Source organism: Mucilaginibacter sp. (assembly GCF_041660805.1).
GTDB lineage: Bacteria > Bacteroidota > Bacteroidia > Sphingobacteriales > Sphingobacteriaceae > Mucilaginibacter.
In genome coordinates this window covers 332,508-358,689 of sequence record NZ_JBAZVP010000004.1, presented here as the reverse complement: position 1 = coordinate 358,689, position 26,182 = coordinate 332,508, and the positions used below count along the sequence as shown (strand labels likewise).

Genomic DNA, 26,182 nt, shown 5'->3' with positions numbered 1-26,182 from the left:
AAAAAAGCGAAAAGTAATTGGTGAATAAATCAAGTCAGAGCGACGCTTCTGCCCGCCTTGCCGGTTCTTAACGCTTTTGCTGGATGACTCGCTGTGCTCGCATCACAACGCAAAAGCTAAACCGTCATTCCTGCCATACACCCGGCCCGCCCGCTCTGACAGGTGGTCCCGCGCTTTAAAAGAATCTTGTCAATATATAAGCCCTCAAACCAAGATTCAGAAATCAACGGAATCCCCTAATCATTCCAATCAGCGGTTTAGACGACCGCGTTAGGGATTGCAACGGATACCGGCCTCGCGCCTAAGGCCTGCAGGCGTATAAGTGGAAAGCCCGGCCGCAGGCAACGCCATAATTGGTGAGTAGTGAAATGGTGAGTGGTGAATGGTTGCAAAGTTCGACACCTGTTTCATCGAATAAAGATTCCTCTTCCAACCGTGTCAAATTATACTAATAAGGAGATTGTAGCTATCAGCCCAACCATCATCTCACCATGCCAATCCCCGCTTCCGGCATCAACACTCCGCACTAAACTTCCCGCAATCTCAACCTACGTTCCACCCACCCACCATGTTACCCAACAATTAAGTAATAATCAAACAATTGTAAAAAGCAGCCCGCACTTTTTAATACCATATATAAACCGTATCTTTGCGCCAAATTTAGAGGCCGCATTTTATGCAAAAAATAAGAAATATAGCGATCATCGCACACGTTGACCACGGTAAAACCACATTGGTTGACAAAATTTTACACAGTTGCGCCATTTTCCGTGACGGACAGGAAACTGGTGAACTGATACTTGATAACAATGACCTGGAGCGTGAGCGTGGTATTACCATTGTATCAAAAAACGTTTCGGTAATGTACAAAGATGTTAAGATCAACATTATTGATACCCCTGGTCACGCCGATTTTGGTGGCGAGGTTGAGCGTGTATTGAAAATGGCTGATGGCGTTTTATTATTATGCGATGCATTTGAAGGCGCTATGCCTCAAACCCGCTTTGTAACCCAAAAGGCTTTGGCTTTAGGCTTAAAACCTATTGTGGTTGTAAACAAGGTTGATAAAGAAAATTGCCGCCCTGAAGAAGTTTACGAACAAATTTTTGAATTGTTCTTCAACCTTGAAGCTACTGAAGATCAGCTGGATTTCCCGGTTATCTACGGTTCATCAAAACAAGGCTGGATGAGCACAGACTGGAAACAACCTACTGAGGATATTTTCCCGTTGATGGATGCTATTTTGGCAAACATCCCACCGGCACCTGTTAATGAAGGTACTTTGCAAATGCAGATCACTTCGTTAGATTATTCATCTTTCGTAGGTCGTATTGCAATTGGCCGTGTTGCGCGTGGTACTATCAAAGAAAACATGCCGGTATCGTTAGTAAAACGTGACGGTACTATTCAAAAATCAAGAATTAAAGAATTATACACTTTTGAAGGCTTAGGTAAAGTTAAAGCAACTTCAGTAAGTGCTGGCGATATTTGTGCTGTTGTAGGTATTGAAGGTTTTGATATTGGTGATACCATTGCCGATTTCGAAAAACCGGAGCAATTGGAAGTTATCCATATTGATGAGCCTACCATGAACATGTTGTTCACCATCAACACTTCACCATTTTTTGGTAAAGAAGGTAAATTTGTAACATCACGCCACTTACGTGACCGTTTGTACAAAGAGATGGAGAAAAACCTTGCGCTTAAGGTTGTTGAAACTGAATCTCCGGATTCATACTTAGTATACGGCCGTGGTATCCTCCATTTATCAGTATTGATCGAGACCATGCGTCGCGAAGGATACGAGTTACAGGTAGGCCAGCCACAGGTTATTGTTAAAGAAATTGATGGTGTTAAATGTGAGCCGGTTGAAACCTTAATAGTTGATGTACCGGGCGAGGTTGCAGGTAAAGTTATTGAGTTGGTAACACAACGCAAAGGCGACCTGTTGGTAATGGAGCCTAAAGGCGATTTACAACACCTTGAATTTGATATCCCTGCACGTGGTATTATTGGTTTACGTAACAACGTATTAACCGCAACTGGTGGCGAGGCTATTATGGCCCACCGCTTTAAAGCATATGAGCCTTGGAAAGGCCAGATCCCTGGTCGTTTAAATGGTGTATTGGTATCTATGGATACTGGTAAAACTACTGCTTTCGCGATTGATAAATTACAGGATCGTGGTCGTTTCCACATTGATCCGGGAGTTGATGTTTACGAAGGACAGGTATTAGGCGAGCACATCCGCGATAACGATTTGGTTATTAACTTAACTAAAGGCAAGCAGTTAACCAACATGCGTGCATCTGGTAGCGATACCAACGTGCGTATTGCACCTGCTATTAAATTCTCTTTAGAAGAGTCAATGGAATACATACAAGCCGACGAATACATTGAGGTAACCCCGCAAAGCATCCGTTTACGTAAAATATTCCTTAACGAGAACGAAAGAAGGATTAACGCTAAGAAATTTACTTCTCAATAAGTGAGAGGTAAGATATAAGGATCAAGAGACAAGACCTCGTTTTGTTTCTTGACTCAAAGTATAAAAGGGCTGTCAGTAATGACGGCCCTTTTGTTTTAAATAACTCTTAGGAAACGAGCTTTATTTCCACGCGTCATTGTGAGGTACGAAGTAATCTCCCCACAGGCCTGGTTAACCCAACTTGTCATGCTGAACGATAGTGAAGTATCTATGAAATGTGCTTGTTTTGTTAGTGCTCCGTTAGTAATGGTTCTGTTTTATGAACCGTCAGTGGATGTTCATTTCTTTTGACACCAAAAGAAACGAACCAAAGAAAAGTGCCGGCTACGTTACGTTTTGTGAAAGTCAGTGTTTGTTCAGAGCCTGTACCACCCAAACGTTCCTGATGCCGGTTATTGAGCTCATCGTTCCTTTCGTCGGGCTTACATATCTAATATCTACCCACCACTGGAGAGAGAACCTCTTTATAATAAAATAGCGCACAGTTGACCCGACATTCCTCTCTTCTCTCAATCAACTAAAACAATATCTTTGTGCAATATGCGTATTCCAAGCATTCCCGGTTTTGATCAGCAGGCATTAGAGAAGTATTTTAAAAATACGGGATGGCTTTTTGTTGGGCGCATAGGCAGCTTACTTATTAAGTTAATTGTAAGTATTAAAATAGCCAACTACCTGGGCCGTGAGAGTAATGGAGTTTATATAGGCGGTACCACTTACATCTACTTTTTTTCGGCCATTGCCACGCTGGGGCTTGATCAGTTTATTGTTAAAGAACTGCACCAGTTCCCCAAAAACCGCGACCAGATATTAGGTACATCCTTTTGGATGAAAGTATTTGCGGGCCTTTCTTGCATCCCGCTCATATGGCTGGCCTATCAAATTTATCCGGCAGAGGGTACGCCTTATTATTTTGTGCTCATTTTTTCTACCATAGGCATCGTACAATCGTTAAACGTTATCGATTCGTATTTCCAGTCGGAAGTGCAGTCTAAATACATTATGCAGGTGCAGGTTGCCGGCAACCTGGTATCAGCGGCAATAAAAATAGCGCTGATTATTGCCGAAGCGCCAATTGTATCTTTTGTGTATGCTTACGCGTTTGATTTTTTACTTATTTCTATCGGGTACTTTTTCACTTACCAGCGTAAAGGCCGCAATATTTTTAACTGGACATTTAACGGTAAGCTGGCAAAAAAACTGTTATTGCTTTCGTGGCCGCTTATTATATCGGGTATTATGGTTGCCCTTTATATGAAGATAGATCAGTTGATGATCCAAAACCTATCGGGCACTAAAGAATCTGGTGCCTATGCTACGGTAGCCTCGTTAAGCGAAGCCTGGAATTTTGTGCCATCGGTAATTGTTACCTCTTTATTCCCGGCAATATTAAATGCCCGCCGGGATGATCTGAACCGTTACAAAAAACGCATTCAAAACCTATACGACCTGATGGTTTACCTGAGCCTTCCGGTTGCTTTAGTCATTACATTTGCATCGCCCCTAATCTATAAGTTTTATAATCCCGAATATTCTTATGCCGCGCCTACATTGTCGGTACATATATGGTCCGGTGTTTTTGTGTTTTTAGGTGCGGCCAACAGTCAGTATTTAATTGCCGAGGGCTACGTAAAGCTTACTTTCCTGCGTACAGGCTTTGGGGCTATAGTAAATATATTGCTCAACCTGATCCTTATCCCTAAGATGGGAATGATGGGTGCGGCTATTGCTACCCTGATAGCTTATGCAAGTTCGGCCTTTTTTGTTTTATTTATCCCTAAAGTTAGGCAGCAGGGATTGATGATGTTTAAATCATTATTTTTAATTTCACTGTTTCAAAAAATCATAAAGCGTTGAGTACATTTTCATCACTATTAAAAGTATTAACTAATCCTGCGCATTTGCGTTCACTGCTGTCATTTAACAGTAAAGGCTATCTTAATGATATTGGCTGGTTCAAGGCTTTCGACAGTAAATCGCCGGTTGACCGTGATGGCAACCCAATACCCTGGGTAACTTATTCATTTATTGATTTTATAAAAGACAGGTTGGGCAAACAGCATACCGTGTTTGAATTTGGATCAGGTAACTCCACCTTTTTCTACGCCAGGTATGCCGGGGTGGTGGTTTCTGTAGAGCACGATAAGGAATGGTACGATAAAATAGAGAAATCTGAAGATAAACCGGAAAATTCAGAACTAATTTATACCGAATTAGTACGCGGCGGCGATTATTGCCAGATGCCAATTAAGCTGGAAGAAAAGTTTGATATTATTATAGTTGATGGCCGCGACAGGGTAAACTGCTGTAAGCAAGCCGTTGAGGCATTATCCCCGGATGGCGTTATTGTACTTGACGATTCTGAACGTGAAGTGTATACTGAAGGGGTTGATTTTTTGATAGGTAAGGGCTTTAAGCATCTGCCTTTCAGCGGTATCTCACCGGGCTTGTTCTACCTTAAATCAACATCGGTATTTTATAAACCTGAAAATTGCCTGGGAATATAATATGGCAGAAGATAAATTAAGCGGCAATGTAAAAACCGCGTACGACGAGTTTTACCAAAAGCATGACGAAGCCTGGCGTATGCTGGGTGCCAAGTATAAAGCGCAGCACATTGTTGATGTATGCAAGGGCCAAACCTTTGCTAAAGTGCTTGAGGTTGGTGCCGGCGATGGCAGTATATTAAAGTACCTGTCCGACTGGGGTTTTGCGCCCGAGTACCATGCTGTGGAGATATCTGATAGCGGAGTAAAGCACATTAAATCGCGCCAGATAAAGGGCCTGGCATCAGTGCAGGAGTTTGATGGTTATCATTTGCCGTTTGAGGATAATAGTTTCGACCTGCTCATTCTGTCGCACGTGTTGGAACATGTAGAGCATGAGCGCCTGCTGCTGCGCGAAATTAAGCGCGTGAGCCGCTCTTTTGTGATAGAGGTACCCATTGACTACAAACCCGGAGTTGATAAGCGTATAAAGCATTTCCTGGCTTATGGGCACATTAATGTTTATACGCCAACATCATTAAGATATTTATTGCAGACAGAAGGCTTTGAGGTTGTAAAAGGTCTTACTTCAATGATTGAGCCCGAGGTAACTTTGTTTAATACTTACATTAACCAAAAGAAACCAAAAGGATTGGTGACCAGTATGAAAATTACTGCTGAGTATTTTGCCAAGAACCTGGTAACTAAACTGGGCGGCACTAAATGGCACGAAAAACTGGCCAATGCTTACACCGTATTGTGCAATAAAACCGATAAACAAGCTGATATTTTTTAAATTTATAGTTAGTTTTTAGTTCTTCAATAACTCACTAAATCAATAACTAAAGCCTTGCAAAACCTTGCGCCAATTGCACTTTTTGTATATAACCGGCCCGATCATACCCGCCGTACATTAAGCTATTTGCAAAAAAATTTACTGGCAGAAGATTCGCGCCTGTTCATTTTCTCTGACGGGGCCAAAACTGATGCTGATAAAGCCAGTGTTGAAGAGGTTAGACAGATAGCGGCAGATGTTACCGGCTTTAAATCTGTAAAGGTGATTGCCAGGAAGCAGAATATGGGGCTTGCTAACTCCATTATTAGCGGGGTTACCCAACTGGTTAATGAGTACGGCAAAGTTATTGTATTTGAGGATGACCTGCTGTCATCATCACACACTCTCCGGTTTTTTAATGATGCCTTAATCCGTTACGCCGATAATGAAGACGTAATGCACATTGGCGCTTATATGTTTGATCTTAAGGACAAGAACCTGCCGGAGACTTTCTTTTTCCGCGCGGCTTTTAGCTGGGGATGGGCTACCTGGGCACGCGCCTGGAAAAACTTTGAGCCCGATATTGATAAGCTCATGGCGCAGTTTGATGACGAAAAGGTAAAACAGTTTTCGATAGACGGCACCATGAACTTTTGGAAACAGATGCAGGGCTTTAAGGCCGGCAAAAACAACTCATGGGCTATCAGGTGGTATGCATCCATTTTTTTAAAGAACGGGCAAACGCTTAATCCGCGGCATTCACTTATCCATAACATTGGGCATGACGGCTCCGGTGTACACTCCAATATTGAGAACATGTACCAGGTACAGATAGCACAAAAAGCGGTTAAACAATTCCCCGCCATTGTGCAGGAAAATGAACAGGCTTATCGCGCCATAAAACATTTTCTTAAAAATAGGAAGGGTAACCTTTTGCAACGCGGCTTGCGATTTTTTAAACAATTTGGAATAAAGCACTTACTTAAGAATAATATTTATTAACATTTATAATAAATATTAGCTATTTGTTAATAAATATATCTCTAAAATATTAGTCTGCTAAATCCATAGATATTATATTTGAGATAATTATTATTATCGTCCTATCCACCATCGTTCTTTATGATATAATGAGGTCAGTAAAAACTTAAAAGAGAGAGCCGCCTGGTTTTCTCTTTTTTTGTTTCTGAAACATTGGTGCGTTTTTTAGTGTTATAGTAAAAAAACTAAACCATGATAGAAGAAAAAGACACCTCGCCCGCTGATAAAGACGGGAAATATGAATTTCAACTGCACTACTCGGGCCGGGAAGTTCCCTGCCGTGTACAAAAGGAGCAAAATAAATTAATCGTACACATTGACGATAATATTGAAGCCGAGCTTACCATACAAGCAGATGGCAGCGTTATTCAAACCGGTGGCAATGACCTGGCCGACTCGGCCATAGATTATATTAAAAAACGCATTTTAGGCTAACAGGCTTTGCCACAGAGATTGCAAGGGTTAATACAAAGCACACTAAGATTGTGCAAAGTTATCAGGTAAAATATTTTTATATTAGGCCTGTTGGCTATTAAAGCTTAGTGTACTTTGTAATTTTTCTTTTTGTGTTATCTGTGGTTAAATATCAATCGAATTTGAATGAGTACAGCCTACCTTAACCAAACCCTTCGTATCCTTACTTTATTTATACTGGTTTTCGGTATACTGTTTTTTGGCCGTACCGTATTAATTCCGCTTACGTTTGGTGCTGTACTGGCTATGCTGCTGTTACCCATTTGCCACTGGCTGCAAAGCAAGGGCATGAACAATGGCCTGGCATCAGCACTAAGTGTTGTGTTTTTGTTGCTGATAATAGGGTCGCTAATTACCCTGCTGCAGTACCAGCTAAGCGACATTATAAATGATCTTTCCAAGATAGAAGAACGCATAAACGACATTATTACCGGGCTTAAAAGCTATGTAAGGCAGCATTTCGGGATCTCGAATCAGGAACAGCAAAAAATAATTAAAGAACAGCAATCCGGCGGAATGGGTAAAGTGGCCGGTATATTTACAGCCCTGCTTGGCTCACTGGCAGGTATTATAATTGATACCATTCTGGTATTGGTTTATACTTTCCTTTTCATCTTTTTTAGAGGGCATTTCAAAAAATTTATTCTGCGGATGTTTAAGCCGGAGAATCGCGATACAACCGCCGAAGTACTGCAAAATGCAGGCACGGTTACCCAGCAATATTTGGGCGGACTGGGCCTTATGATCATCATGCTTTGGGTGATGTATGGCATAGGTTTTAGCATTGCCGGTGTAAATAACGCGCTGTTTTTTGCTGTGCTTTGCGGTATACTGGAACTGGTGCCGTTCGCGGGAAATATTACCGGCACATCTATAACTGTTTTAATGGCCCTGGCACAAAGCAGCGATACCAAAGTAGTAATTGGCGTTATTATTACTTACGGATTGGTACAGCTCATTCAAACCTATGTTTTAGAGCCCCTTGTAGTAGGCGACAGGCTCAACATTAATCCGCTGTTTACCATACTTATTATTGTAGTAGGCGAAGCCGTATGGGGCATTCCCGGCATGATACTGGCCGTGCCGCTGCTGGGTATCTTCAAAATAATTTGCGATAACTGCGACTTGCTTAAAGATTACGGCTTCCTGATAGGCCCGCCTAAAGAGAAAAAAGGTGAGGAAGGGAACTTTATTACAAGGATGTTTAAGAAGAGTAAGTAGCGCTACCCCAAAACCTCCTCTAACACCTCATGCGAGCGGATATTTCCAAAACCTTCTATATGCATGGCATAATACTCCAATAGTTTATTTATCAGGTAACGGCGCTCGTCATTACTCAGCTTAATTTGATCAATATGCCCGAAACCACTTTTTAGCAGGTTATAAAAATTGCTGGTATGCGGCGGCGACAGGTAGGATGCACTGTCCGGTTTATACGGACTAAATACCCCGTTCTTCATATCAAAATAATTGGCGTTCTCTACCTGTGTGCCGTGCGGATAAAAGCCCAGGTATCGCGTTAGCTGAATTAGAAAAATCAAATGAAAATTTGCCAGTCCGTGTGTGGCGTTATCCAGCAGTTCAATGGCATTAAAAATAAAATCGAAGCTGTTTTCATCAGCGGTTTGCTGTTTTATGGCTTTATAAAGCACCTCGTTCAGGAACATGGCCAGGCAGCTTTTTATAACATCATAAGGGATGGTTTGCAGCAGGGGCGAGTTCTTTAGTTCGGCGATGCGCTGTATGTTGCCCGTTGTTTTGTGGTAAACCACCATATCAACCAAGCTAAGCGGCTGCAGCATGTTACGGCCAATTTTTGCCTTCGGTTTTCTGGCGCCGTTAATGATGTATGATTGTAACCCAAACTTCTCGGTAAAGATCTGTACAACAACGCTGCTCTCGCTGTAATCGGTAGTTTTAAATACTATGCCCCGTGTTTTATGCAGCATTTATCAGCAGTAAAATTTTCGGTATAAAAATAATGGCGCCCGTAGCCAGCGAAAAAAACGCGATTATAAGTACTGCCGCGGCACCAATGTCTTTTACGTGCCCGGCCAGTCTGTTATATCCCGGCGATACCAGGTCTACCAGGGCCTCTACAGCTGTATTGAGCAGTTCTGCTACCATCATCAACATAATACACAGCATTACCCACTGCCATTCATCTGCGCTGATGTGCAGAAAATATCCCAGCCCGCAGGCAATTATAGCGGCAAATACATGTATCCTAAAGTTTTGCTGGGTGGCAAAAGCATATCCTAATCCTTTAAAGGCAAAACCAAAGCTGCGGAATAATTTATTCATGGAGTCGTAAATTTAGGCAATATTGCAGCATTTTTTAGTTGGAATGCATGCATGTAATTATTTTATATTAGAATCCAGCCATGCTACACGTTGGGTAAGCCAGGTATTCAGCTGATCTACCTCGCCCCCGTAGGTATGATAAATGGCAGGGTTTGGCCATACATAGGTATCCAGTATGTTCCAGGTGGTAAAGTTCCGGCTTTGTGATAACGCCAGATAATTTTTTGTAGCGTTAATGCTTGCATACATAGCCGGTATGCCTGTTGCTTTAAGCACATCCCAGCGGGCCTTTACTTTGGCTTTAAATGCGGGGTCTTCATATAGGCGGCTTATCCACACGCCATCTTTAACCCACCAGCCTTCGGGTTTTACAGATTCGCTATAATTTACGTTACCGGCAGCCAGGTCAAAATCCCATGCGGGGCCCATTCCCATTTTACCATCGCGGTCTTTAAAATAAAACATACTGCTGAATTTTTTTGCATCCTCGTTCTTAAACAATTCATTAACCAGGAACCAGTTAATGAACGAATCTGTGTTGATGTATTTAGCATAGCCATTATTAGGGTCGGTAAAGTTGGCTGCAAAAATGGCATCTTCTGTTTGCTGCATGTAGCCTTGTATATAGTTCAATTGTTCGGGAACATAATCTTCCGGAGATTTAATAACGAAAGGGATATCCTTTTTTGTGCGGAAAGAAATGGTTTCGCCCACGCGGTTTTCCAACTCCAGTAAATATCCGCCGGTTATTTCTGCCGGGCTTATATTAGCAGGTTTTAGCTCCTTAATATTTACCCGGTTGGCATCAACTTCCACCTGTTCTGTAAGCAGGTAGTTACCCCGATAGTATCCGTTCAAATAAACCTCCACAAAAATACCATGAGGTGCATAGTCAGATTTTAAGGACTGTGCAACGCCAAATGCCAGGTAATTACGCATTAAAGTTTTATCAGAGTAATTGGCCAGTAACACCCAGTTTTTAGCGGCAGGCAAGCCAAGTACCGGTGTTTTGGTGTTAAATTTTAAGCGGTAAGGCTTTTTATCAAACAATGCCCATGTAGAGTTTCCACGGCCTTTTATTTGCAGATCTATACTTTTTACGGTTTGTTCGGCAAAGCCATTAGCATTTATGGTAAGGTTACCGGTAACGTAGTTGTCTTTTGAAACGATTGGCCCGGCGCTTGAAATATTAAAAACAGGGATGCCGGTAAAATTGAAAATACGAATAGTGTAGGTTTTAACACTCCCGCCCGAACTTACGCTATAAGTAACCGGCTTAGAAAAATCATTAGCGGTAACACCGCTGGTTTGCACCACATCATTTACCTTAACAACAGCTGCGGCATCAAGTGTTTTAAAGGTCATTATAAAGTTCCTGCTTTCAACCAGGGGCGATAGGGAACCATAAAAGCTAACGTTATCAATATTGCGGATGCAGGTTACATCTTCTGTTATTTTGCCGGTGTTGTTTTTAGTTTCGAGTTTAAACTCAACCTCGGCCTTGGCTGCTGGCAGCGTAGTGACTGTTATATTAACCGGGTCTTTTTTACAGCCAAATACCAGTAACAGCAGGCAAATGCAGGTAATTGTTTTTCTCATGTATTATAATTGGTTGTATAAATATATTGAAAACTATCGATCCCGCAATACAAGACTGTGTAAGAGTTTGTTAGTGTTGTGGGTATGGATGCATCTTATATTTTACAGAAATATGAATTTACTTTATATACCTTGATGCAATAATTTGAACAAGCATATCACTCAACCGTTGTAATACTAATATGGATCTGAAACTAAACAACAAGGTGGCCATTGTATTGGCAGCCAGTAAAGGATTAGGCAAGGCAATTGCCCTGGGTTTATCACAAGAAGGCGCAAAGGTTATTATTGGCTCGCGCGATGCGGATGAGCTGAATAAAACCGCCGATGAAATAAAACGGGCTACAGGTAATGAAGTAGTGGCTATCCCGGTTGACGTATCAGATGCTGGCCAGCTAAGCAATTTTATTAAACAGGCGGCAGAAACTTTTGGGCGGATAGACATATTACTGAACAATGCCGGTGGCCCGCCGTTTGACAAGTTTGAGAACTTTGATGATGAGCAATGGCAAAAAGCTTTTGAGTTGAACCTGCTGAGCTTTGCACGTACCAGCAAGCAAGTGCTTCCTTATATGCAAAAAACAGGTAGTGGACGTATCATTAATATCATCAGCGGATCGGTTAAGGCGGTGTTGGGTAGCTCGGTATTATCTACCGCTATGCGGATGGGTGTAGTAGGCATGGCCAAACTAATGGCCGATGAATACGGCCCTTACAATATCACCGTAAATAATGTAGCACCGGGCTTGATTTTGACGGATCGGATCAAGCATACCCTGCCTAAAGGCGTTGACCCTGACGAGGCCGTTAAAGACAAAGCTAAAAGCATCCCGCTTGGCCGTATTGGTAAACCCGAAGAACTGGCCGCGCTGGTTACTTTTTTGGCATCAGAGCAGGCATCCTACATCAGCGGGACGACTATCCAGGTTGATGGCGGGGCTAATAGGTCAATTATGTAATTAAGCGCGGATCAATCCTGTTATGGCGAGTTGGAAGCGGGTTTTGCTGGTCATGCTAATAGAATGTATACATTACTTTTATGGCATTACCCAGGCCATGTACGTTCTGGTTGTCAAGCATTTTGTCTCCAAAAAGAAGATAGAGCTGTAAAAAGCCGTCCATCATATAAAATACATTAACCAATATTAATACTGCTAAGATGTAAGCGGGTTGCTTTCGTGCCAATACCAGACTGCCATGCAGCAATATGATCAGATAGGTAACGATCAGTAATATGTTGTCTATTAATGTTTTGTTTGATATGAACAAAAAGTAAAAGGGCATTACAATTATGCGAATGGTGTAGGTAAAGCCAAGGCAAAAAAGCATAAACACCATCACCTCTGCCAGGTTAAATCTTTTATGAAAAACCAGCCATAGCAGTAGCGCTTCAATAGGAAGTAAAATTAACGCACGATATTTAACCAGATGATACATCTCACGTCCAAATTCGTTATGCCTGTTGGTTACTTCGTCCTCATAATCAAAAACGTGTGGGTATAAGTAGGCCAGTATCCCGGCCGTAACCAGAAAGAAAAGCACGGGGCTAAAATACCTTTTGCGCTGCCCGCCAAAGTATCCTTCGTAAACACTTACCGGGTGGGTGAAGAGATCTTTTATTAACCGCAGGATGCCTTTATCAGTATGGGTAAAAACATGCCACACCTCATGAGAAAGCTCGTGTAGTGTTAAACGGTGTACGCCTGCTTTTTGCCCACATTCGTGGCAGTGTTTACCGGCGAGCATCGAGCCGCAATTGGCGCAATGGGTACGTATCTCGGGGGCTTTGTGATGCATTATTTAGGGGATAATACTAAGCTTTGTTCTTTTTAATCATGTCAAGTAATAATATTACAATACTTATGATGCCCGCCAGCATAAACCCAAACGCAGCACCTTGAAAGTATTCCCTGGCCTTAGAATGATAGATTAACGGTATTGCCATTGAAGCTGAAAAAAGCATCACAGCTATTACTATCATATATACGGTGCGCTTTACCTGACTTTTCATAAGTGCAAATTAACAGAAATAAGTTGTCTTATTTCCCCATATCCTTATCCCTTATCGCCTTAAACTCCGATCCTGGTTTCCAGCCGGGGAAGGTGGTTTCGTTGCTCAGCTTGTAGCCGAGCTTAAACATCAGCTCGGTGGTTTGGGCCATGCCTAAAGTGTTCATGGTATCGCTATAGCTGTCTGACGGTTGGTGGTAATGTTTCTCGTTATATTCTTTTAGTTTGGCTTTGCCCCAGGCTTCGTCATGCCCTATAGCATTGGCGCCATTGTGCAGGTCGAGCGCCGGTACGCCTACCTTGGCAAAATTAAAATGATCTGATCGGTAGTAACTGCCCGAGCTTGGTTTGGTATCGCCCACAACCGTCCATCCGTTTGGTTTGGTTAGTTCAACTATATAGTCGTCCAAATCATTCTGACCCTTGCCGGTGATAGAAAAATCGCTGGTTTCGCCAAAGTCAGATAAAGCATCCATGTTTAAATCTGCTACAGTTTTATTAAGCGGATAAACCGGGTGGGTGCCATAATATTCAGATCCTAATAAACCCTGTTCTTCGGCGGTAACGCTTAAGAAAACAATGGAGCGTTTTGGTTTCTCTTTTTGCTGGGTAAACAGTTTTGCAATACTTAATATAGAAGCGACACCGCTGGCATTGTCAACCGCGCCGTTGTAAATACTATCACCGGCAACTGGCTTGTTAATACCAAAGTGGTCCCAGTGAGCGCTATAAAGTATGTATTCATTAGGAGTGGTACTGCCCTTTAATGTAGCTATCACATTATGTGATGTTGAATATTTCAGGCTGTTTTTAATAGAAACCGATACAGTACTATTCAACGGAACGGCCTTAAAATCTTTTTTGCGGGCATAGGCACGCATATCCTCAGTTACACCGGCATCGGCCAGTAATTTTTTAGCTGTTTCTTCATTTATCCAGCCTTCAAACTGGCAGCGGTTCATGTGCTTATCGGCCTGTTGTAAATATAATTTTGAACCTGTGAAACTGTTCTGTATCACCTGCCAGCCGTAGCTTGCCGGTTCGGTTTGGTGTACTATGATCACACCTGCGGCACCCTGGCGGGCAGCTTCTTCGTACTTGTAGGTCCACCGGCCATAGTAGGTCATGGTATCGCCCTTGAAGAATTTTTCGGGCGCCCGGAAACCCGGATCATTTACCAGTACAACAACCGTTTTGCCTTTAACATCAAGGTTGGCATAATCGTTCCATTTATATTCGGGTGCAACAATACCGTATCCCGCAAAAACAAGCGGTGAATTTTTTAACTCAACAGTAGGTACCTCGCGGCGGGTGGCTGCCACAAAATTAACCCCGGCTTCCATTTTCAGGCTGGTTTTACCGCTGATCTGCATGGTTGGCACATTGGCAAGCTTTATCTCTACCATCGGCACATCCTGATAATAGCTGCCATTGTTGCCCGGCTCTAATCCCATCTTTTTAAACTGCGCGGCTATGTAGGCAATGGTTTTCTCTTCGCCAACGCTAAACGGTTTGCGGCCCAACAGCGAATCATTTGCCAATACAGCAATATGTTGTTTAATATCTGCAGCCAAAGCTGTATCTGTAGCGGTTTCCTTTTTAGAGTTACCGGCACAACCGGATAAAAAAGCAGCTATACCTGCAAAAGCTAAAATGCCAGGGGCGTTTAATTTCATGGTGTGAGGGTTTTGTGTACCAAATATATAAAAGGTGGGGAATATTTGAGTGTAACTTATTTGTGCTGGTGCTTGTTGCCTTGCCTCAATTAAACTTAATTGAAATGTGGCATGCTTTAATCGTTGGGTGAGCTATTTTAATATATAATATAATTATTTCTACTTAGGCAACCTATCAGGAGATTCACAAGTAGTATTTATATAAACCGAATTTAAATACTTAGCCCTATGAAAACAAAAAGAATACCCTTTCTACTAACAGTAGTTATCATTGCGTTTACATTTTTAAATGTATCATGTAAAAAAAATAAAAATGATGCACCTATGCCTGATCCCGTTGTAACGGGTGTACAGCTTACCAACAATACCAAGTTTGGTACTATTATAACGGACAACTTAGGGCAATCGCTTTACTTTTTTGCAGATGATGTAGATGGTACTTCGGCATGCAACGGCCAATGCCTAACGTTTTGGCCTATATTTTACAAGGATAACCTTACCATTGGAGCCGGAGCCAATGCAGCGGATTTTGGTGTAATAACCAGGGCCGACGGTTTAAAGCAAAATACTTTTAGGGGATGGCCTTTATACTACTTTAAAAATGACGCGAGCGCAGGCGATACCAATGGCGATGGGGTGGATAGCACCTGGTTTATAGGTAAAACCGACTATACAGTTATGATGGGCCATAAACAATTAGTAGGAGAGGATGGGGCGCAATACAAAAGCAACGGTACAGCTGGTACAGAAATTTCCCGGTACATTACCGACCCGGGAGGCCGTACCTTGTACCTGTTTACCCGCGATACTTATAAAACAAATAAATTCTCAACAAACGATCCGGCTCATGACGGTAATTGGCCTATAGACAGTGTTAAGGCTATTGCCAGTATCCCCTCTATCCTTGATAAAACACAGTTTGAGCTGATAACGGTTTTTGGTACTACCCAGTTGGTTTACAAAGGGCGCCCTTTGTATCATTTTGGTAAAGATGCCAGGTTGCGTGGCAACACAAAAGGTGTAAGTTTCCCTACGCCGGGCCTTGCCATATGGAAAATAATTAATAGCACTACAGCACCGCTTACCCAATAGGGCTGCACATTAAGCGAATCTGTGCTGGTAAACCCTCTTCCCGTTAACGGGAAGAGGGTTTTGGCATTATATTAGGTGTCTTTGCAGTGATAAATTTAACCACAAAGAATACAAAGTATTTATAAAGAGTTTAATCACAAAGGGCACAAAGTGTTTCTAATTAGCATCAATATAAATCTCCGTGATCTTTGTGGTTTCTCCCTTTTTGTGTTCTCTGTGGTTTAAAAATTAACCACAAAGCGTTTCTAAATTACCATCAATATAAATCTCCGTGATCTTTGTGTTTTCTCTTTGTGCCCTTTGTGGTTAACTAACAATTAACCCACCGTCATATTCACATAACCACTGCATTTTTAATATAAAATTCCGTATTTTTGCAACCTCTAAAAATCGAGGCGAACATATTGATGTACAAGGAATATAAACAGTTAAATCTGTCGCAAACAGGCAAGGAAGTGCTGGATTTCTGGAAGCAGAACAGCATATTTGAAAAAAGTATCAGCAGCCGGCCGGCAACCAAACCGTATACATTTTACGAAGGTCCGCCGAGCGCTAATGGTATGCCGGGTATTCACCATGTTATGGGCCGGTCTATTAAAGATATTTTTTGCCGTTACAAAACACTAAAAGGTTTCCAGGTTAAACGTAAAGGCGGCTGGGATACCCATGGCCTGCCTATTGAGCTGGCTGTTGAAAAATCTTTAGGCATCACTAAAGACGATATTGGTAAAAAGATCTCTGTTAAAGAATATAACGACGCCTGCCGCAAGGAGGTAATGCGTTATACTGATGTTTGGAATGATCTTACCGAAAAAATGGGCTACTGGGTTGACCTTGAAAACCCGTACGTTACCTACGAAAACGAATATATTGAGAGCCTTTGGTGGATACTGAAGGAATTTTATAATAAAGACCTTTTGTACAAGGGTTATACCGTACAGCCTTATTCGCCAAAATCAGGTACAGGCCTAAGCTCGCATGAGCTGAACCAGCCGGGCACTTACAAAATGGTTAAGGATACTACCATAACCGCCCAGTTTAAAGTTAAACGGGATAATGATTCTGAATTTTTATTCGAAAACATTAACTCTCCGCTGTATATATTAGCATGGACAACCACCCCGTGGACCTTGCCGGCAAACTGCGCGTTAGCAGTGGGCGAAAAGATAAGCTATGCTAAAATCAGCAGCTTTAACCCTTATACCTATGAACCGGTTACTGTAATATTAGCACAGGACCTGGTTGGTAAATTCTTTAAAGCCGAGGGTGAGAACGCTTCTTTTGAAGATTACAAAGGTGGTGATAAGATCATCCCATGGGAACGTAAAGGAACATACAAAGGTACCGAGCTTTTAGGCTTGCACTACGAGCAGCTAATGCCTTACGTAACCAATGCCGATCTGGAAAAGAACGCTTTCCGTGTTATCCCGGCAGACTTTGTGACTACAGATGATGGTACAGGTATAGTACATACTGCATCTGTTTTTGGTGCGGATGACTTTAGAGCATGTAAGGAAAATAACGTGCCATCGGTAATGGTACTGGACGAGGCAGGCAAAGAAGTTCCGTTGGTGAACAAACAGGGCCGTTTTGTTGATGAGGTTACCGATTTTGCAGGCCGTTACGTTAAAGAAGAATATTATAGCGATGCCGAACGCGCGGAAGCAGGTTTTAAACCTACTGATGTGCTTATCTCTATTAAATTAAAAACAGAGAACAAGGCATTCGACGTTAAAAAATACGAGCACAGTTACCCGCACTCCTGGAGAAGCGATGAGCCGATACTATACTATCCGTTGGATAGCTGGTTTATCCGTACCACCGCGGTAAAGGATAAGCTGGTTGCGCTAAATAAAACCATCAACTGGAAACCGGAATCGACAGGTACCGGCCGTTTTGGGAACTGGCTGGAAAACCTGGTAGACTGGAACCTTTCGCGTTCACGCTACTGGGGTACGCCTTTGCCTATCTGGCGCGAGGAGGATGGTATTGAAGAGAAATGTATTGGCTCAATAGCTGAACTGAATGCCGAGATTGAAAAATCAATAGCCGCAGGTTTTATGCCCGAAGGCTTTAAGCTGGAAGATATGCACCGCCCTTATGTGGATGATGTAATATTAACATCTGCAGCAGGTAATAAAATGTTCCGCGAACCCGATCTGATAGACGTTTGGTTTGATAGCGGTGCTATGCCATATGCGCAATGGCATTTCCCTTTTGAAAATAAAGAAGAATTCCAGAATTCATACCCTGCAGATTTTATTGCCGAAGGTGTTGACCAAACCCGCGGCTGGTTCTTTACCCTGCATGCCATTGCGGTGATGCTGAGCGAAGCCAGCGACGAGGTAAAGGCGGTGAACCAATTGGTAGGTAACGAGGGCGTGGCGTTTAGGAACGTGGTATCAAACGGACTTGTGCTGGATAAGAACGGTAATAAAATGTCTAAACGTTTAGGCAATGGTATTGATCCGTTTGAAACCATTAACCAGTTTGGTGCTGATGCTGCCCGCTGGTACATGATAAGCAATGCAGCTCCCTGGGATAACCTTAAATTTAATATTGAAGGATTAGACGAGGTTCGTCGTAAGTTCTTTGGTACGCTGTACAATACGTACTCTTTCTTTGTGCTGTATGCCAATATTGATAAGTTTAAATACAAAGAAGCAGAGATAGCCCTTAATGAACGCCCTGAGCTTGACCGTTGGATAATATCGTTATTAAACACGCTGAGTAAAGAGGTAGATGCTTTTTATGCTGATTTTGAGCCTACCAAAGCTGCCCGTGCCATACAGGAGTTTGTTGACGCGCATTTTAGCAACTGGTATATCAGGTTAAGTCGCCGCCGTTTCTGGAGGTCTGATAACTCAGATGATAAACTATCGGCTTACCAAACGCTTTATACTTGTTTGATCACCATCAGCAAATTAATGTCGCCTATTGCGCCATTCTTTGCAGAGCGTTTATATACCGATTTAAACAGTGTTACCGGTAAAGAGGAATTTGAATCGGTACACCTGGCTTATTATCCGGAGTATCACAACGACCTGGTAGATACCGCTCTTGAAGAGCGTATGCAAATGGCGCAGGATATCTCATCGCTGGTACTATCATTGCGTAAAAAAGTAGCTATTAACGTTAGGCAGCCATTAAGCAAAATATTGTTGCCAATACTTGATAAGAAATTTAAGGCACAGGTAGAAAAAGTTAAAGAGCTGATCCTATCTGAAACAAACATTAAAGACATTGAATATATAACCGATACCGCCGGTTTTGTCAAAAAGAAAATAAAGCCAAACTTTAAAGCCCTGGGTGCAAAAGTAGGTAAGGATATGAAGGCGGTGGCCGAAGCTATAAACAATTTTACACAGGATGATATTGCCGAACTGGATGCAAATGGCAGTATATTATTACCCGCAATGGGGTATACAATTTTGACAGCCGATGTTGAAATTATTGCCGAAGATGTTCCGGGATGGCAAGTTGCAAATTTAGGAAAACTAACTGTGGCTTTAGATGTTACCCTAACCAACGAATTAAAACAGGAAGGACTATCCCGCGAATTGATAAACCGTATACAGAATTTGCGTAAAGCAAAAGAATTTGAAGTAACCGACAGGATAAATGTAAGTGTTACAAATGCGCCGTTTATCAGCGAAGCGGTGAAAAATAATTTATCCTATATTTGCGCCGAAATTTTGGCTGATAGCATAGTGCTTGATAATCAGTTAAATGAAGGCGAGAAAGCTGTTATTGATGAAAATGAAATTTTGATTGCTATAAGTAAAAGTTAAATGGAAAACGAAAAAACAAGGTATTCTGATTCAGAATTAAAAGAATTTAAAGACCTATTATTAGAAAAACTGCGCAGCTCAAAAGAAGAGCTGAACGCTTTGGCTACCTCATTAAGTTCACCAAATGCAAACGGAACTGATGATACTGCCGGTACTTACAAAACATTGGAAGATGGATCTGCGACGTTGGAGAAAGAACAAATAAACCAACTGGCTGCCCGTCAGAAAAAGTTTATTGAGCAACTGGAAGCTGCATTAGTGCGCATTGAGAACAAAACTTATGGTATTTGCCGCGAAACCGGTAAATTGATACCTAAAGAGCGTTTACGTGCCGTACCGCATACAACCTTAACAATGGAAGCTAAATTAAAGCAATAATAAATGAAGGCGGCTTATACAAAACCTTTTTTAACTGCTGCATTTATTATTCTACTTGACCAGGTTATTAAGATCTGGGTAAAAACACACATGCAACTGGGCGAAGAAATTCGCCTGCTGGGCAACCGGGGCATGTTACATTATACCGAAAACAACGGCATGGCCTTTGGCATGGAACTGGGTGGCGATTTAGGCAAGCTGGTTCTAACGCTTTTCCGTATTGTTGCTGTTTGCGGTATTGGGTATGGTTTGGTGCATTTAATAAAGCATAAGTATCATCGTGGTTTAACTATGATGGTTGCTTTAATACTTGCAGGTGCGGTAGGGAATATTATTGATTCGGCTTTTTACGGTGTTATATATAACTACGCGCCGCTGTTTCACGGCCGTGTGGTAGATATGTTTTACTTCCCGTTATTATCGGGTCATTTCCCGGCATGGATGCCTATATGGGGTGGCGAAGAATATATCTTTTTCCGCCCGGTGTTTAACCTGGCCGATTCCGCCATATCAGTAGGTGTAATTATGATATTGCTTAACCAAAAGCACTACTTTAAACATGAAGTAGTAGAGGAAAGCAACCCAAATAATGAAATGGTAGAGGAGTAAAACCTCATTTCTTAAGAATATATTAAAGCCCCGACCTGTTCGGGGCTTTTTTTGTGGTGTTACACCACGGAGTGTAACGTAAGTACAATGCTGATTCCCTCCCCCGGGAGGGCAGGGCGGGGTTGAACACTATCCCAGGGTAGTTTGCCAAACTTGCCACAGGTTAGGCAGGCTAAAAAGAAGCGACAGGTTGTGCGATTCCCCTCTTGAGAGGGGTGGAGGGGTGTGTCCTTTGCATGCGAATAACACACCCCTGCAGCCGCACTATCAACGCTCCCCCTCTCAAGAGGGGAATTTTGTTAGCAATACCATTTTACCGACACCTACCAAACCCCTCCCTGCCACCGCGCAATCCGCCGCACCCCTCCCAAGGGAGGGAATTAAAAACCACTTCGGATTGACTTTAGGCGGGCAATCCAATATTTATTAAAAAATATTAAACTGTTATAACATAGCTTTGGTACTTATTATCAACTTATTAAAACACCTATTGCGTTTAGGGGTTATAAATTTATCTGCTACAATTGTTTCAAATTAAACTATCGGCACGTAATTATATCTATACAGCATATATTAAATACTTATGAAAAAATTATTCGTTATAGCCGCGTTACTTGCATCAACCTTTGGCGCATTTGCACAAACCGCTGATCTGCGCCGCAAAATTGAAGTTACCGGCATAGCCGAGCAGGAAGTTACCCCCGATATTATAAATGTTACCATCTCATTAAAAGAATATTTAAATGGTAAGAATAAGGTTACTATCAGCCAGTTAGAAAAGCAGCTGGAAAAAGCGGTTGCCGAAGCAGGTATAGCTAAAGAAGATTTTACAGTGAACAATTTGTCGTCATGGAACTACGTTACCGAAAAAAAGAAAAACCCTGATTTTTTGGCGAGCAAACAGTATGGTATAAAGTTTCGCGATCTGAACAAGTTTGATCAGATCTTGAGTAAGGTTGATGCTAAAGGCATCCAGTCTACCAATATTGATAGTTATGATTATTCGAAGCTTAACTCGTTGAAGAATGAGCTTAAATTAAAAGCTTTACTAGCAGCAAGGGAAAAAGCCACATTTTTAGTGAATGGTTTAGGTGATAAGCTGGGTGGTGTAATAAACATTGTTGAGAATGATAACAGTAGTTTCCCATCACCAAGAAACGTAATGTACATGGCTAAGGCTGCGAATGCCGATATAGCGCCGGAATCTGACATCGATTTTAAAAAGATAAAACTGAGCTTTCAGATCCAGGCCATCTTTGAGATAAAGTAATTTAAACAGAAAAATAAATTGAACGGCAAGCTTAATAAGCTTGCCGTTTTTGTTTTATACAAACATTTAAATTACCGCCCTGTTAATATTAAACTACAAAAATCATACAGCTATGAAGGGTTTGAAATATTTTGCAGTAATAGCATTAATAAGCGGGTCGTTTGCAGCCTGCGATAGCAACAGAAGCAATGCAACGCTTGGCGGCACCGCAGATACCAGCGCAAAGGCGGGGACAGGGAAGGATGCTGAAACTATGAAAAGCGACTCCGCAAAAAAGGATACAACTTATAAAGGTAATGCCGACCCGACCGGCCGTGGTGCCAGCGATAGCGTTAAGGCCAAACCTATTCATTAACAGGTAAATAAATGTGATTTTGCTTGAAAAAGGGCTTGATATAATAAAATATACTTTTTATTTTTACGTTCCCCAATTCGTTTAAGCATGATACGTAGCAGATCCAAGAAGGTGCTTTTGATAGCACCAAAATTTTTCCCCGACCTGATATTGGCCGGATATGACAATGTAAAACATGTATCTGCTACAACAACTATCTTTCCTAATATTCATGCACTAAAACCCGATGTGATTTTTTTTGATCATGCACACATGGGTGATGACCTGGAGAAAACTTTGCGCCGGCTGCAAACCAACGCTTTTTACAGGAATATTAAAATATGTCTTTACAAAAAGGTTGAAAGTATTACTGCAGATAGCCTGCTGAAAGTTTTAGGGGTTGACCATATTATATATAGTCACGATTTGCAAAAAACCTCTAAAAGCAGCACAACATTAAATGCTATAAACAATATGCTTGATGCTTCAATAATTAGATTGGTAGCGGGAATTGCCAATTAACTTCGGTATACATTATTACGCCGCGCTTTTGTTGGTTCATTAGTTAAATATCTTTCAGCTCTTTAGCGTTTATCAGTCTAACATACTTCAACAATCATTTTACATAGTGGTAACACTTTTACAATAAATTGCTGTTAAACTTGCATGCTTTTACAGGTGTTCAATTAATTAACACCGGTAATGGTTTAAAAGCGTATCAAATTAAAATGAAAATAGGAATAGTTTGTTATCCCACCTTTGGCGGAAGCGGGGTTGTTGCCACAGAATTAGGTAAAGCTCTTGCAGATCGTGGCCACCAGGTTCATTTTGTTACTTATAATCAGCCTGCCCGGCTCGATTTTTTTTCTGAGAACCTTTTTTATCATGAGGTAGCTGTTTCAAACTATCCATTATTTGATTACCCGCCCTATGAGCTTGCGCTGGCAAGCAGGCTGGTTGATGTTGTACGTTTCGAAAAACTGGATGTACTGCACGTGCATTACGCTATCCCGCATGCTTCGGCAGCATTTATGGCCAAGCAGATATTATTGACCTATGGTATCAGCATCCCGGTAATAACTACTTTGCATGGTACTGATATTACCCTGGTAGGGCAGGACAGGACCTACAAACCGGTAGTAACGTTCTCCATCAATAAATCTGACGGTGTAACCGCAGTATCTGAACATTTAAAACAAGACACCTATAAATATTTTAAGATAGAAAAGGATATTAAAGTAATCCCCAACTTTATTGACTTAACCCGCTTTAATTTAAAGGCAAAAGATCACTTTAAAAAAGCGATTGCCCCTAACGGCGAAAAAGTACTGGTACATACCTCCAACTTCAGAAAGGTTAAACGTACCGAAGACGTGATAAAGATATTTGCCCAGGTGCTGGAAAAAATTCCTTCTAAACTATTAATGGTAGGTGATGGCCCCGAGCGCTCTGGCTGCGAAAAATTGAGCCGTGACCTGGGTATTGCCGAGCATGTGCGTTTTTTGGGCAAGCAGGATGCAATAGAAGAGATACTATCTGTTTCTGATTTGTTTTTGATGCCGTCACAATCAGAAAGCTTTGGTTTGGCAGCTTTAGAGGCTATGGCTTGCAAAGTTCCTGTAATTAGTACAAATGCAGGCGGTTTGCCCGAATTGAATATAGAAGGCGTAACCGGTTTCTTAAAAGATGTTGAGGATGTAGACGGTATGGCCGAAAGATCCATCTATATCTTAGAGGACGAAGCCCGGCTGAACCAGTTTAAGGAGAACGCCCTTGCCCGCGCCAAACAGTTTGAGCTTTCGAGCATACTGCCACAGTATGAGAACTATTATAAAGAAGTGATAAAAAAAAGCAAACAGGAGCAGATATAAATATTATTTTATAACACTTTGGCTTGATTTGTGTTATTATAGCTAAATAATATATAACCCAATCATGAAAAAAATAGTTCAAACAATTTTTGCTGTTTTAGCCCTTACCTTTGTTTTTTCGGCTTGCTCGTCAACAAAAAATACAGTTTCATCAACATCAACTGTATCACGCGGTAAATTTGTAGGTACCTGGAATTTAACCAATGTTAGTTATGATGGCCTTGTACCCAACGCTGTACAAAATGTATTTGACCAGGCGCCGCCAAACGCGTTTGTAGGTAGCGTGTGGAAGCTTACCAATAGTGGTAATGGTGTTTATACACTATCAGGTGGTGCATCACAAACCATATTTTGGTCGGTATATAACGAGGGTGGTAGTACACAGTTCCAGTTCAAGAAACTGTATGAAGGCGATAAAGCCAAAAATGTACAGGAAGGTTACCGTTTAGTTATTGCCAGCATTAATGATGCCAGCATGACGTTGCAATCGCCTGTTGCTGTAGGCAACGGTACAGGTTATATTATTTATAACTTTACTAAAGGACAGTAATAAGTTTAAAGCAGAAAGTTAAAAGTAAAAAGCCGAATGTCAGTTAATGACATTCGGCTTTCTTATTTGTAAATAAACGGTTATATCTGAACTTTCAACCTTTAACTTTACACTTTTAACGCTCTCTGCTCTACCGTGCCGATGCAAATTTTAAGCAAACAGGGTTGCCAATTTCAATTTTATAATAAGTATCAGTTAACTTGCCGGTGTTCTTATCAATCCGTAAGGTTATTATACTATCAGTGTTTTGGTTAGCTACCAGTAGGAAGCTTCCTGTTGGGTCAATAACAAAATTACGCGGGCCTTTTCCGTTTGATGATTTACGGTCAACAAAGGTTAGCATGCCTGTTTCCTGGTTTATTGAAAATATTGAAATATCATTAGCGTCGCCACGGTTTGATGCATATAAGAACCTGCCATCAGGCGATACATGAATATCTGCCGCCCCTGTTATTCCCGTAAAACCATCAGGCAATAAAGTAACGGTTTGTTTTTGCTTTAACTTGCCATTGTTGTAATCAAACGCGATAACGCTGCTACCCATCTCGGTGATAAGATATAAGGTTTTTTTATCTGATGAAAAATCTATATGACGTGGGCCGGCGCCCGGTGCAACGCTTACAAAAGGAGGGTTAGCCGGGGTTATAGGGTTTGATTTACTTGCTTTGTACCGGGTGATATTTAATTTGTCAGTTCCCAGATCGGTATATAATACATACTTCTCATCCGGCGATAAAACGGCGGTATGTACATGTGCTTTTTCCTGCCTGTCTTTATTAGGGCCATGGCCGGCGTCACGGATAGTTTGTACAGCAGGTGCTATAGAGCCATCAGCATTTAAAGGCAATACTGCAATGTTACCACCCGAGTAATTAGCAACAAACAGGCTTTTCTGTGCTTTATCAACCGATACATAACATGGATCAGCACCCAGGGTTGATACCTTATTAATAAAAGTTAAAGCGCCTGTTTTGGGTTCAAAAGCAAATGAGCTCACTTCGCCCTGTGTGCCCTCATTAACCGCGTAAACAAACTTGTTATTACTTGATACACATAAATACGATGGGTTACTAACGCCGGTTATCTGGTTCAAATAAGCCAGTTTACCGGTTTCGGCATAAAAACGATATACAGATATGCCCTTGCTGTTACCGCTGGTATAAGTTCCCACAACAAGATCAAAGGTTTTTGGTGTCATGTCTTTTTTCTGTGCAAAAATTAGCCCGGGAATAAACATCACAGCAGCTAACAGTAAGTTTTTCATAATATAATTATTGGTTTACAGCGCAAGTTAACAAATATGTACGAACCCCGAATTCGCAGAATTTAATAATTTACGGCATATCAGGCTTAATTTCCTTTATCCTTCTCTCCTTGATCTTTCGTATAAAGAATACAACCCATCAGCATTTCAAATTACAACCCAAAAGCTTT

24 protein-coding genes are annotated in these 26,182 nt (G+C 41.6%); 17 read left to right on the top strand and 7 right to left on the bottom strand.

Annotated elements, in window-relative coordinates:
- Positions 1–676 precede the first annotated feature (676 nt).
- The 7 genes from typA (at position 677) to WC743_RS08635 (ending at position 8,485) form a co-directional block, all read left to right on the top strand.
- Positions 677–2,488 (top strand): translational GTPase TypA, encoded by a 1,812-nt coding sequence (typA, locus tag WC743_RS08665; protein ID WP_373011523.1) that lies wholly within the window; start codon positions 677–679, stop codon positions 2,486–2,488.
- 540 nt (positions 2,489–3,028) lie between these two features.
- Complete coding sequence (locus WC743_RS08660; protein ID WP_373011522.1) at positions 3,029–4,345, top strand: flippase; 1,317 nt, start codon at positions 3,029–3,031, stop codon at positions 4,343–4,345.
- Positions 4,342–4,995: an FkbM family methyltransferase gene (locus tag WC743_RS08655; protein ID WP_373011521.1), complete on the top strand. Its 654-nt coding sequence runs from the start codon at positions 4,342–4,344 to the stop codon at positions 4,993–4,995. The genes WC743_RS08660 and WC743_RS08655 overlap by 4 nt, the downstream gene beginning before the upstream one ends.
- 1 nt (position 4,996) lies before the next feature.
- Positions 4,997–5,770, top strand: a complete 774-nt coding sequence (locus WC743_RS08650; protein WP_373011519.1) for a class I SAM-dependent methyltransferase — start codon at positions 4,997–4,999, stop codon at positions 5,768–5,770.
- 54 nt (positions 5,771–5,824) lie between these two features.
- Positions 5,825–6,751 (top strand): glycosyltransferase, encoded by a 927-nt coding sequence (locus WC743_RS08645; protein ID WP_373011518.1) that lies wholly within the window; start codon positions 5,825–5,827, stop codon positions 6,749–6,751.
- Positions 6,752–6,982: 231 nt separating this feature from the next.
- Positions 6,983–7,225: a hypothetical protein gene (locus WC743_RS08640; protein ID WP_373011517.1), complete on the top strand. Its 243-nt coding sequence runs from the start codon at positions 6,983–6,985 to the stop codon at positions 7,223–7,225.
- A gap of 165 nt (positions 7,226–7,390) precedes the next feature.
- A complete protein-coding gene (locus tag WC743_RS08635) occupies positions 7,391–8,485 on the top strand; it encodes an AI-2E family transporter (protein WP_373011516.1) in 1,095 nt (364 codons plus the stop codon).
- A 2-nt stretch (positions 8,486–8,487) separates the two neighbouring features.
- On the opposite strand, the gene recO is transcribed toward WC743_RS08635, so the two are convergent.
- The 3 genes from recO to WC743_RS08620 are packed head-to-tail and all read right to left on the bottom strand — an operon-like array spanning position 8,488 to position 11,167.
- Entirely contained in the window at positions 8,488–9,213 is a 726-nt protein-coding gene (recO, locus tag WC743_RS08630) for a DNA repair protein RecO (RefSeq protein WP_373011515.1), read from the bottom strand.
- Complete coding sequence (locus WC743_RS08625) at positions 9,203–9,568, bottom strand: diacylglycerol kinase family protein (RefSeq protein ID WP_373011514.1); 366 nt, start codon at positions 9,566–9,568, stop codon at positions 9,203–9,205. Before WC743_RS08625 ends, recO begins: the two co-directional genes overlap by 11 nt.
- Positions 9,569–9,625: 57 nt before the next feature.
- Complete coding sequence (locus WC743_RS08620; RefSeq protein WP_373011513.1) at positions 9,626–11,167, bottom strand: CotH kinase family protein; 1,542 nt, start codon at positions 11,165–11,167, stop codon at positions 9,626–9,628.
- Between the two features lie 182 nt (positions 11,168–11,349).
- Between WC743_RS08620 and WC743_RS08615 the strand changes: the two genes are divergently transcribed.
- Positions 11,350–12,126 carry an SDR family NAD(P)-dependent oxidoreductase gene (locus WC743_RS08615; protein ID WP_373011512.1) on the top strand — a complete coding sequence of 259 codons (777 nt, stop codon included), beginning with the start codon at positions 11,350–11,352 and terminating at the stop codon, positions 12,124–12,126.
- Between the two features lie 55 nt (positions 12,127–12,181).
- On the opposite strand, the gene WC743_RS08610 is transcribed toward WC743_RS08615, so the two are convergent.
- From WC743_RS08610 to WC743_RS08600, 3 genes are read right to left on the bottom strand one after another with little or no spacing between them, the layout of a single operon-like run.
- Positions 12,182–12,964 (bottom strand): DUF3667 domain-containing protein, encoded by a 783-nt coding sequence (locus WC743_RS08610; protein ID WP_373011511.1) that lies wholly within the window; start codon positions 12,962–12,964, stop codon positions 12,182–12,184.
- Between the two features lie 16 nt (positions 12,965–12,980).
- On the bottom strand, positions 12,981–13,178 hold the full coding sequence (locus tag WC743_RS08605; RefSeq protein WP_373011510.1) for a hypothetical protein: 198 nt from the start codon (positions 13,176–13,178) through the stop codon (positions 12,981–12,983).
- A 28-nt stretch (positions 13,179–13,206) separates the two neighbouring features.
- A complete protein-coding gene (locus WC743_RS08600) occupies positions 13,207–14,853 on the bottom strand; it encodes a M28 family metallopeptidase (protein WP_373011509.1) in 1,647 nt (548 codons plus the stop codon).
- 228 nt (positions 14,854–15,081) lie between these two features.
- Between WC743_RS08600 and WC743_RS08595 the strand changes: the two genes are divergently transcribed.
- The 9 genes from WC743_RS08595 to WC743_RS08555 all read left to right on the top strand — a co-directional run bounded on the left by WC743_RS08595 (position 15,082) and on the right by WC743_RS08555 (position 24,748).
- Positions 15,082–15,945, top strand: coding sequence for a hypothetical protein (locus tag WC743_RS08595; RefSeq protein WP_373011508.1), 864 nt, complete (start codon positions 15,082–15,084; stop codon positions 15,943–15,945).
- 407 nt (positions 15,946–16,352) lie between these two features.
- Positions 16,353–19,736 carry an isoleucine--tRNA ligase gene (gene ileS / locus WC743_RS08590; protein ID WP_373011507.1) on the top strand — a complete coding sequence of 1,128 codons (3,384 nt, stop codon included), beginning with the start codon at positions 16,353–16,355 and terminating at the stop codon, positions 19,734–19,736.
- Complete coding sequence (locus WC743_RS08585) at positions 19,737–20,114, top strand: TraR/DksA C4-type zinc finger protein (RefSeq protein ID WP_067055645.1); 378 nt, start codon at positions 19,737–19,739, stop codon at positions 20,112–20,114.
- A gap of 3 nt (positions 20,115–20,117) precedes the next feature.
- A complete protein-coding gene (locus WC743_RS08580; protein WP_373011506.1) occupies positions 20,118–20,723 on the top strand; it encodes a lipoprotein signal peptidase in 606 nt (201 codons plus the stop codon).
- Positions 20,724–21,306: 583 nt separating this feature from the next.
- The gene (locus WC743_RS08575) at positions 21,307–21,993 is read left to right on the top strand and encodes an SIMPL domain-containing protein (protein WP_373011505.1); all 687 of its coding nucleotides are present in this window, start codon (positions 21,307–21,309) and stop codon (positions 21,991–21,993) included.
- Positions 21,994–22,105: 112 nt separating this feature from the next.
- Positions 22,106–22,348: a hypothetical protein gene (locus WC743_RS08570; protein ID WP_373011504.1), complete on the top strand. Its 243-nt coding sequence runs from the start codon at positions 22,106–22,108 to the stop codon at positions 22,346–22,348.
- A gap of 87 nt (positions 22,349–22,435) precedes the next feature.
- Positions 22,436–22,849 (top strand): hypothetical protein, encoded by a 414-nt coding sequence (locus tag WC743_RS08565; RefSeq protein ID WP_373011503.1) that lies wholly within the window; start codon positions 22,436–22,438, stop codon positions 22,847–22,849.
- 206 nt (positions 22,850–23,055) lie between these two features.
- Positions 23,056–24,198: an N-acetyl-alpha-D-glucosaminyl L-malate synthase BshA gene (gene bshA / locus WC743_RS08560; protein WP_373011502.1), complete on the top strand. Its 1,143-nt coding sequence runs from the start codon at positions 23,056–23,058 to the stop codon at positions 24,196–24,198.
- A 64-nt stretch (positions 24,199–24,262) separates the two neighbouring features.
- Positions 24,263–24,748: a hypothetical protein gene (locus WC743_RS08555; RefSeq protein WP_373011501.1), complete on the top strand. Its 486-nt coding sequence runs from the start codon at positions 24,263–24,265 to the stop codon at positions 24,746–24,748.
- 130 nt (positions 24,749–24,878) lie between these two features.
- Here the strand turns inward: WC743_RS08555 and WC743_RS08550 are convergent, their stop codons facing one another.
- Complete coding sequence (locus WC743_RS08550) at positions 24,879–26,012, bottom strand: lactonase family protein (RefSeq protein ID WP_373011500.1); 1,134 nt, start codon at positions 26,010–26,012, stop codon at positions 24,879–24,881.
- Between the last annotated feature and the right edge of the window lie 170 nt (positions 26,013–26,182).